Source organism: Gammaproteobacteria bacterium, from assembly GCA_036381015.1.
Taxonomy (GTDB): domain Bacteria; phylum Pseudomonadota; class Gammaproteobacteria; order Steroidobacterales; family Rariloculaceae; genus ZC4RG20.
On sequence record DASVDR010000040.1, the window covers coordinates 1 to 8,848 of the forward strand.

11 protein-coding genes are annotated in these 8,848 nt (G+C 68.7%); 3 read left to right on the forward strand and 8 right to left on the reverse strand.

Annotated features, from left to right (window positions below; translation table 11 throughout):
* Positions 1-10: 10 nt before the first annotated feature.
* A complete protein-coding gene (locus VF329_13700) occupies positions 11-703 on the forward strand; it encodes a response regulator (GenBank protein ID HEX7082058.1) in 693 nt (230 codons plus the stop codon).
* A gap of 110 nt (positions 704-813) precedes the next feature.
* The gene (locus VF329_13705) at positions 814-2,412 is read left to right on the forward strand and encodes an ATP-binding protein (protein HEX7082059.1); all 1,599 of its coding nucleotides are present in this window, start codon (positions 814-816) and stop codon (positions 2,410-2,412) included.
* A 33-nt stretch (positions 2,413-2,445) separates the two neighbouring features.
* Here VF329_13705 and VF329_13710 read toward each other — a convergent pair whose 3' ends face one another.
* The 8 genes from VF329_13710 to VF329_13745 form a co-directional block, all read right to left on the reverse strand.
* Positions 2,446-2,790, reverse strand: coding sequence for a hypothetical protein (locus VF329_13710; protein ID HEX7082060.1), 345 nt, complete (start codon positions 2,788-2,790; stop codon positions 2,446-2,448).
* Complete coding sequence (locus tag VF329_13715) at positions 2,787-3,209, reverse strand: hypothetical protein (protein ID HEX7082061.1); 423 nt, start codon at positions 3,207-3,209, stop codon at positions 2,787-2,789. The genes VF329_13710 and VF329_13715 overlap by 4 nt, the downstream gene beginning before the upstream one ends.
* Positions 3,210-3,243: 34 nt before the next feature.
* Positions 3,244-3,585, reverse strand: a complete 342-nt coding sequence (locus VF329_13720; protein ID HEX7082062.1) for a hypothetical protein — start codon at positions 3,583-3,585, stop codon at positions 3,244-3,246.
* A 127-nt stretch (positions 3,586-3,712) separates the two neighbouring features.
* On the reverse strand, positions 3,713-4,357 hold the full coding sequence (locus VF329_13725; protein HEX7082063.1) for a PRC-barrel domain-containing protein: 645 nt from the start codon (positions 4,355-4,357) through the stop codon (positions 3,713-3,715).
* A 294-nt stretch (positions 4,358-4,651) separates the two neighbouring features.
* Positions 4,652-4,879, reverse strand: a complete 228-nt coding sequence (locus VF329_13730) for a hypothetical protein (protein HEX7082064.1) — start codon at positions 4,877-4,879, stop codon at positions 4,652-4,654.
* A gap of 183 nt (positions 4,880-5,062) precedes the next feature.
* Positions 5,063-5,869, reverse strand: a complete 807-nt coding sequence (locus tag VF329_13735; GenBank protein ID HEX7082065.1) for an NYN domain-containing protein — start codon at positions 5,867-5,869, stop codon at positions 5,063-5,065.
* 21 nt (positions 5,870-5,890) lie between these two features.
* Entirely contained in the window at positions 5,891-7,303 is a 1,413-nt protein-coding gene (locus VF329_13740; GenBank protein ID HEX7082066.1) for a Glu/Leu/Phe/Val dehydrogenase, read from the reverse strand.
* Between the two features lie 88 nt (positions 7,304-7,391).
* Complete coding sequence (locus tag VF329_13745) at positions 7,392-8,201, reverse strand: BON domain-containing protein (protein ID HEX7082067.1); 810 nt, start codon at positions 8,199-8,201, stop codon at positions 7,392-7,394.
* A 135-nt stretch (positions 8,202-8,336) separates the two neighbouring features.
* Between VF329_13745 and VF329_13750 the strand changes: the two genes are divergently transcribed.
* A partial coding sequence (locus VF329_13750; GenBank protein HEX7082068.1) for a hypothetical protein occupies positions 8,337-8,848 on the forward strand: 512 nt, incomplete at its 3' end.

An 8,848-nucleotide genomic window follows, 5' to 3' on the forward strand; every position in this document is an offset into this window, starting at 1 on the left:
CGAGATACGCCTGACCGTCGAGCACACGGACGACACCGTGTCGATCTCGGTGCGCGACACCGGCGTCGGCATCGATGCGGCCAAGCTCGCGGGCGTGTTCGAGCTCTTCATGCAGGTGGAACCGCACGGTCGCCGCGCGCAGGGCGGGCTCGGCATCGGCCTCACGCTCGTCAAGCGGTTGGTGGAAATGCACGGCGGCACGGTCGAGGCGCACAGCGAAGGGCCGGGCCGCGGCAGCGAGTTCGTCATCCGTTTCCCCGCGATTCCCGCGCCGGAAAACGCAGCACCTGGCTCCGCGACCGGGCCGGTCGAAATCCGCGAGCTCAGGAAAGTGTTGCTGATCGAGGACAATGAGGATGCCCGGCACGCGCTGTCGACGGTGTTGCGGCATTACGGCTTCCGGACGTTCGCCGCCGCCGACGGTCTCGAGGGCATCGCCGTCGCCGACGAAGTCCAGCCCGACGCGGCGATCATCGACATCGGATTACCGCAGTACGACGGATTCGAAGTCGCGCGCCGGCTGCGCGCGCGCACCGGCGGCGAGCGCATGCTGCTCGTGGCGCTCACCGGCTACAGCAGCCGCGAGGCCCGCCGGCAGGCGATGGAGGCGGGCTTCGACGAATACCTGGTCAAGCCCGTTTCGCCCGTCGATCTCGCCGGCCTGATCGAATCGCGCTTGCAACCGGCGGCGCTCACCGGTTGAGCACCCGGCGCAGAGCGACGCACGCGTATGTCGCCGATCGCCGTCGGTTGACCGCGCAGCGAACGAACCGGACAATTTTACAAGACCCCGTTGCAAATGAGCGTGGCCCCTTGCCGAGACATTTCGCCATCAGCGTGGCGGCGACGCTGGTCATCGCCGCGGCTACGCTCGCAACGTGGAAAATCCTCGAAGACGACTATCGGGCGCAGAACGCGAGAATCGTCGCCTCCGAGTCGCAGGCCGCGCGCAGCCAGCTTGCCCGCAATTTCGAGCTGATGCTCGGCGCGCTGCGCAGCGTGCACCGCTACTGGTCGACCTACGGCCACCTGCCGCGTGAGCAATGGGCGACCGACGTCCGTCTCGAACCGCTGCACTTCGAGGGTATCGATCTCGTCTTTTGGAGTGATCCGGTGCACGGCGTGCAATACGCGCGAACGCCCGGGCATCCGGAGCTGGACCATGCACCGACCCCGGAAGATCTGCGCGTGGCCGCCCCGCTGCTCGAGCATGCCGGCCGCCTGCGCGGTGAGGAGATCATCGGTCCGTTCCAGGATGCCGCGGGCAATCCGACCTACCGTGTGTACATGGTCGACGCTCGCGGGGTGTTCGTCGCCGTCGTCGATGCATCCCGCTCCTTCGCCGCGATGCTGCGCGACGTGTCACCCGGTTATTCGGTCGAAGTACGCTGGGACGGCATGCGTCTCTACCGGCGCGGCGAGCCCGCCCACGATCTTCCCGGCGCGCCGACCACGACCGGCGTCGTGCGCCCGACGAGCGGCACGCTGTGGCAGGTCGCTTTGACGCCCACGGGGGAGCTCGAGGACGTGATGTCCGTACGCGGCCTGACCGCGCTCTTGTTCTCGGGCTTCGCGATCGCTGGCCTGGTCGGGCTGCTGGTGCTGGAGAACCGGCGAGCCCGGGAGCGGGCACGGGCGGCGGAGGTCGCGGAGCACGAGCTTGCCCTTCTGAACCGCAATCTCGAACGCGAGATCGCGGAGCGCACGAAAGAGCTCGCCGATCGCTCGGCCGACCTCGGCACCATCACGGATTCCGTAGCTCACGACCTCAGAAATCCGCTCAATACGATCTCCGTGAACACACAGTTGCTGGCGCAGCAGTTCGGGGACGTGCTCGGCCCGGACGGTCTGACGGCGCTCGAGCGCACGGGCACGGCCGTCAAGCGGATGACGGAGATCCTCGACCGGCTGCTCGGACTTTCCATCGTTTCCCACGCCACGTTCCGGCGCGAACGCGTCGATATGACGGAGATGGTCCGCGACATCTTCGACGAGCTGGCCGCTTCCGAGCCGCCGCCGCCGGTCGAGCTGGCACTCGCCGAGCTGCCGGACGCGCACGCGGACCCGAAGCTGGTAAGGACGCTCGCACTGAATCTCCTGAGCAACGCGCTCAAGTACACACGCACCCGGGACCGCCGGCACGTCGAGGTGGGCTGCGAGCAAGGCAAACGCGTGCCGGTCTATTTCGTGCGCGACAACGGGATCGGCTTCGACGGGGACTCCGCCGAGCGGCTGTTTCGTGCGTTCGAGCGCGAAGAGCGGGACGAATCGAACGAGGACGGCATCGGCCTCGGGCTCAACATCGCGGTGCGCGTCGTGCGCCGCCATGACGGACGGATCTGGGCGGAAAGCCGCCCCGGCGAGGGTGCGGCGTTCTATTTCACGCTGGAGCCGGAGGCGAGCCACGCCTGACTTCCCGCCCGCGACGGCGCAGAGCGACGGAAGTCAGTTGACGGGCGGCACGCCGCGGACCGGGACGGCCGCCCCGCTCAAAAAGGAAAAAGCCGCTTTGAGCGCGAGCGTCCCGACGGGCCCGGCGAGCCAGCGGCCGATGCCGCCATCGCCCTGATCGGCCTGTGCCTCGTGCCCGGCCGGCGTGCGCGGCGGCGTACGCGGGGCGCCCACGACGAATCCCGCGGCGAACAGCACGGCGAGCGCCCCTGGCGACGAGAGCGCCTTGCCGGCCAGCGCGACGCTGCTCCGTGCGTGCAGGTCGCGCTCCAGGGCGAGCCGCGCGCCCTCGGTTGCCAGCGCATCCGCTTGCCGTTTCAGCCGGCCGAGGCCCATCACCCGCCCGCCTTGCCGAGCAGGTTGCGCGTACGCGCGAACCCCAGGTTGGGAATCAGCCGGCCGATCCACACCCGGCAAGCGAGGACACCCGCGAGGTTCAGGACCACGGCGCCGGCCAGCGCGCTCCACAGCGGTGCGCCGGCCTGCACCGCGAGCCATATGCCGAGCGCGAGCAGGCAGATCCAGGCCACCAGAACGAACGCGAGGGCGGCCACGGCCGCGGCCGCGAGGGCGGCGGCCGAAGCGACGGAAAGCCGCGCCTCCGCGGCGGCGGTGGCCGCAACGGTGCGCACGTGCCGGGCGGCGGCGTCGGCCGCCGCGCGCACTTCCGCGAGAAACGAATCGGAGATTTCGCCGGCGCCCGGTTGGTGGCGTTCCCGATCGCGCCGCTCAGCGCCGTTGCCCGGGCCGGCTCGCATTCGTGCCGGCGTCAGAGCTCTGCCTGAGGAAACACTATCGCCTCAGCAGCCGGGAGAGGATCATTCCCGCGGCGAACGCGATGCCGGCAGCCGCGAACGGGTTGTCCCGGGTGTACTGGCGCATATGATCCAGTGCGCGCTCGGCCGTCATGCGGGCCTCCGCGCCCTTTTCGCGCAGGCGCTCCTCGCCGGCGAGTGCGGCCTCGCGGAGCCGCTCCTCCGCCTTGGCCGCGCTGTCGGCCGCGCGGTCCACCGCCTCGTGGGCCATGCTGGCAGCCTGCCCGGTGGCCTTCGGCTCGGTGGAGCGCGTACGGGTGCGGCCCGTGTCGGCGGCATTGCCGCCGTCCGGGGGAAACCCTTCAGGTGGTGTGCTCATTTTCTCCCCTTCCCGGCCAACAAAGCCCCCATGCTGCGGGCCTCGTTGCACCGGGCCTCGTGATGCGGTGCGCGGGATCACACCGCAACGTCGAAGCGGCGCGGCGAAATGCCGCGCCGCGTCGCCGTCATTGCGTCATGTCCTGTCCGCCCTTGTCGGTCAGGGACTCGTAGTCGTCCGGCGCGTATTCGGTCTTGGTCTGCAGCTCCTCGCGGGTCAGGTCGCTTTGCAGGCGATCGCCGCCGCCGGTCGTGCTCATCTGGAGCTCGTCCAATCCGATGACGATGCTCTTCTCGCCGACGCCGAGGAACCCGCCGACGTCCACCACGGCGAACTTCTGCCCGCTGGTCGGATCGGTCACGACATCGTTCACCTCGCCGATCTCCTCACCCTGGCGGCTCACGACCGTCTTGCCGACGATCTGGTCGGTGGCCATGCTCTCCAGGGTGGCACCGGCGCCCATGCCGGGCTGCTGCGAGCCCTCTGCGCCCATCATCGAATCGTCCTGCATCGAATCGTCCTGCGCGGCGCCGGGCTCATTCGCCGTGGACGGGCTGCCGGTCGCGGGCGGGTTGCCGTAGGTGTCGTCGGCGGTGCCGGTCTGGTCGTTCGCCTTGTCACCGGGCTCGTACATGGCCAGGTTGTCGCCCGACTCGCTCTCGCTGGCCGGCGCGGCGGGCTCCTGCTGGTTGCCGGTGTCGCACCCGGCGAGCATGCCCCACGTGAGCAGCGCGCTGCCTGCCCAGATAGCCAAACGTCCTTTGCTAGTCATATCGGAACTCCCTGCTGCCTCATTTGCGGAACCGTCGGCCGCTTCCAACGCCTTCCGTTCTGTTGCCCCACGCGGCCGCCGAAAGCTTCAAGCAATTCCCGTGCCAGCAGGGGATGGCGGCCGGCACGAGCGCCGCTGCGCCCGGGCCGCGGTAATTCTTGCCGGCGTTGTAAAGTTGTCGCTTGCCGCCGGTAAACACGACAACGCGACCGCGGCGGCGTCCGCTGTCGGCAACGAGCTCGCGGCACCGGCCGTCGCTGCCGCGCGGGCACTGAATGGGCGCCGCCGCCCGCCTCAGTGCACGGAGCGCGCGGTGAACTCGTTGGCGATAGTGCGGCTCTCGTCGACGCCGCTCCCCTGGAGGGCGGGGGGACGGCGCGACCTCAGGTCGCTCTCGGAAAAATGCCTGGCGTTCTGGCGGGAACCCGGGTCTTCCCCGAACTCCTCGCGAATCTGCCTTTCGAGTGCCAGCAGGTGCTCGAGTATGGCCGTCCGTCTGGCCTTGCTCAGGCGTTTGATCATCGCTTCCTCTCCGGTGGCGGCTCGTACGCAACTGCCGTGGAAGCGAGCAATAAGCGTGCCAGTGCGGGATCGAACCGCGCTGCCGCGGGCGCGACTGCGCAGCGCCTCGCTGCTTGAAAAAAATGCCGCCGACGGTAATTCCTGCACCGGCAAACGGCCGGCGCAGGACCACACGAAAGCGTGTTACGGGTGGGCGACGTTGCGGATGACGTAGCCGCCGGATTTCTCGTCCAGCTCGAGCTCGACCAGGCCACGCGCCTGCGCTTCCTCGAGCAGCTCGCTGAACGAGCGAAAGCCATACGACGACTCGTTGAAGCCCGGACGCCGGCGCTTCAAAGCCTGCTTGACCATCGAGCCCCATAGCTTCGTGCTGTCGCCACGCTCGGCGTACAGCGCTTCGATCGTTTCGAGGACGAGGCCGATAGCCTCGGCGGCGGGATCCTCCTGCGGCTTTTTCTCGGGCTCCTTGCGGGCGGTCTTTTTCGTCCTCCGGCCGCGTCCGCCGTCGCTCGCGCGGCTGCGCTCGGCGACCAGCTCGTCGTAGAAAATGAACTCGTCGCAATTCGCGATCAGCAGGTCGGAGGTCGAGTTCTTCACGCCGACGCCGATCACGGTCTTGTCGTTTTCGCGCAGCTTGCTGACGAGCGGCGAGAAATCGGAATCGCCCGAGATGATGACGAAGGTGTCGATGTGCTCCTTCGTGTAGCAGAGATCGAGCGCGTCGACGACCATGCGGATGTCGGCCGAATTCTTGCCGGACATTTTGACATGCGGGACTTCGATGAGCTCGAACGCCGCCTCATGCATCGTCGGCTTGAATTCCTTGTAGCGGTCCCAGTCGCAATAGGCCTTCTTCGCGACGATGCTGCCCTTGAGCAGCAGCCGCTCGAGCACGGGACGGATGTCGAATTTCGCGTAGCGGGCGTCGCGGACGCCGAGTGCCACGTTCTCGAAATCGCAGAAGAGCGCGAGGCTCCGGGTGTCGTTCATTGCGGCAGGCTCCGGCGCCGGTCAGTAGCCGATCCCGAACTCGAGATAGGCGCGGGCTATCTTGTCGAGGGCGAGAACGAAGGCTGCGGTGCGGTAGTCGGGAACGTTCTTTCGGGTCAAACGGATCTCGCGGATGCTGTTCCAGGCGAGCCGCATCGTGTCGTCGAGACCGGAGCGCACGAGATCGAGCTCGCCGGCGCCGGACTCGAGCGGCGCGGCGAGGTGCTCCGGGATGCGCTGGCCGGTCGCCTGCTCCACCACCGCGACGATCTGCCGCCCGCGGGCCTCCTCGAGGCGCCGGTCGAGACGCCCGAAGCGGATGTGCGAGACGTTCTTGACCCACTCGAAATAGGAGACGGTCACGCCGCCCGCGTTGCAGAAGATGTCCGGCAGGATGGTCTTGCCGCGCCGCCGCAGGATTTCGTCGGCCTCGAACGTGGTGGGGCCGTTCGCGGCTTCGACGATCAGCGGCGCCCGGATCCGCTCCGCGTTGGCGACGGTCAGCTGGTTCTCGAGTGCGGCCGGAATCAGGATGTCGCAGTCCTGCTCCAGCACCCTGGCGCCGTCCGCGATGAACTCCGCGTCGCCGTAATTCGCAACGCCGCCGGACTTCGACAGGAACTCCCGCACGCTGTCGACGTCGAGCCCCTTGTCCGACCACAACGCGCCGTCGCGCTCGCCGATGCCGACGATCAGCGCGCCGTCTTCCTGCAGGAACTTCGCGGCGTGGTAGCCGACGTTGCCGAGCCCCTGCACGACGATGCGCTTGCCGGCGAGCGTGCCGGACAGGCCGGCGGCCTGCACGTCCTCGGGGTGGCGGAAGAATTCGGCGAGCGCATAATGCAGCCCGCGCCCCGTCGCCTCGGTACGGCCGGCGATCCCGCCCTGGGTGACCGGCTTGCCGGTGACGCAGGCAATCGCGTTCAGGTCGTGCGGATGCAGCATGCGGTAGGTGTCTGCGATCCAGGCCATCTCGCGCTCGCCGGTGCCGACGTCCGGCGCCGGCACGTTCTCCGCCGGGCTGATATAGCCCTTCTTCGCGAGCTCGTAGGCGAAGCGCTTCGTGATCTGCCGCAGGTCCGCCTCGGAGTATGCGGAGGGATCGATCTCGAGCCCGCCTTTGGAGCCGCCAAAGGGCACGTCGACGATGGCGCACTTGTACGACATGAGCGCGGCGAGCGCCTCGATCTCGTCGCGGTTGACCATCGGGGAATAGCGGAGGCCGCCCTTCGAGGGCAGCCGGTGCTCGCTGTGCACCGCCCGCCATCCGGTGAACACCCGGACCGCGCCGCCGATCTCGACCGGGAAATTCACCCGGTAGAGGGAGCTCGTGGCCTTGATCTGCTCGGTGAGCCCTTGCGGCAGGTCCATGGCGCCGAAGGCGCGGTCGACCATGTGATTGAGGCTGGCGAGAAAGCCGCTCTGTGGGCTCATCAGCACATACCGGGAAAAACGCGCATTGTCCCCACAATGCGCGCGGCTTTCAATGCGAGCCGCCGCCGGGCGACCGTTTCCCTGCGTGCTATTCCTCGCGGGCGTCCGGACTCCGCGTCTGCGGCCGCTCGATGCGGATGCGATTCTCGACGTCCTGCACGCCGCGGCAGCCGTCCGCGATGTCTTCGGCCCGATGCTTCATGTAGCGCTCCGGCACGGTACCGGACAGGACCACCCGCCCCTGCTCGATATCGATGTCGACGTTGCTCGCATCCACCTCGCCGTCCTCCGCCAGCTGGTCGCAGACGTCTTCGCGGATGCGTTCGTCGGAGCGCGTGTAATTGCGCGGGCCTACGCCCCGGAACCCGGTGCCGGGCAGCGGAAAGGGGCGTTCGGTGGCGCCGCCGGTACGGCCCATCTGCGGCTCGGCCCAGGTCGGATCCTCGTAACCGAACTCGGAGACCCTGCCGGAAAACCCGGTGTAGGGGCGGCTGCGATGCCAGTGCGCTTCCTCGCGATACTGCCCCTCGCTCACGGGGCGGCCGCTGACCGGGCTGCGATACGGCCCGGACTGGCGCTCCGAATAAGCGTCCCGATCCCGCTCCGGCAACTGCCCGGAGAAATCGCTGTGATAATCCTCGGGCCACTCGTTGCCGTAGCCGGTGTCGTCGCGACGGCCCGAGGCGCGGTAGCGGCCGCGCTCGTCGGCCCTGAACTCGCGTCCCTCGACGCGCTGGCCGCGCCAGGCGCGCGGCGGACCATACTCCTCGTCGTCGTACTCGGTGCCGCTCTCGTCGTCGCCGCGCACGCTGCGCCGGGCGCTCTCGGATGACCAGCGGCCCCCTTCCCTGCGCCAGCCGCGCTCCGGCCCGCGGCGTCGCTCGTCTTCTCGTGCCATCGCTTCTCTCCTGCTCATGGCGTCGGAGCGCCGGGACGTTCCCGGCCCGTTCACCGGGACGGAGCAACTTTCGTGCCACGCCCTCTGTGGCCTGCGAGTGCACTCACCGGCGTCCTGCGTGTACCTTCCGGACGCATGCGCAGTCTCCGCGGCCTCACCGTCCGTGCGTTGCTGGCGCTCGCGTGCCCGACGGCCGCGTGGCCGTCGCCCACGGTGTGCGAGGCGCCCGAGCCGTATGCGTTCGCGTCGCTGGCCTTCGTGAATCACGAGCGCGCCGCCCTCGAGGCGGACAACGGCTACACCGACCAGGAGACGCGCGATTTCGCGCTGGGCTTCGCGGATCGCGCCGGCGGTTTTGCGTGGGGCATTGCGCACCGCTACCAGATCTTCGATTTTTCCGGGATCGAGCCGCAGACCAACGGGCACCTGCACACGACGTGGCTCCCGCTGCACTGGCGCCTCGGTGATTCTCGCCAGTGGCGCGTCAGCGTCGCCCCGGCGCTCTCGACGTCCTCGAACGTCTACCGCAAGCCCGGGGAATGGGACGGCAAGAGCTTCACGCTGCTCGCCGCCGCGGTGGCGACGACGCAGCTGTCGCGCCGCTCGAGTGTGCGCTACGGGCTGTGCGGCGATCATCGCTTCGGCGA

Excerpts from the sequence above, each read along its gene's own strand:
- VF329_13715 (HEX7082061.1), bottom strand. The coding sequence starts at position 3,209 with ATGCGAGCCGGCCCGGGCAACGGCGCTGAGCGGCGCGATCGGGAACGC.
- VF329_13735 (HEX7082065.1), bottom strand. The coding sequence starts at position 5,869 with ATGAACGACACCCGGAGCCTCGCGCTCTTCTGCGATTTCGAGAACGTG.
- VF329_13740 (HEX7082066.1), bottom strand. The coding sequence starts at position 7,303 with ATGAGCCCACAGAGCGGCTTTCTCGCCAGCCTCAATCACATGGTCGAC.
- VF329_13725 (HEX7082063.1), bottom strand. The coding sequence starts at position 4,357 with ATGACTAGCAAAGGACGTTTGGCTATCTGGGCAGGCAGCGCGCTGCTC.
- VF329_13730 (HEX7082064.1), bottom strand. The coding sequence starts at position 4,879 with ATGATCAAACGCCTGAGCAAGGCCAGACGGACGGCCATACTCGAGCAC.
- VF329_13720 (HEX7082062.1), bottom strand. The coding sequence starts at position 3,585 with ATGAGCACACCACCTGAAGGGTTTCCCCCGGACGGCGGCAATGCCGCC.
- VF329_13745 (HEX7082067.1), bottom strand. The coding sequence starts at position 8,201 with ATGGCACGAGAAGACGAGCGACGCCGCGGGCCGGAGCGCGGCTGGCGC.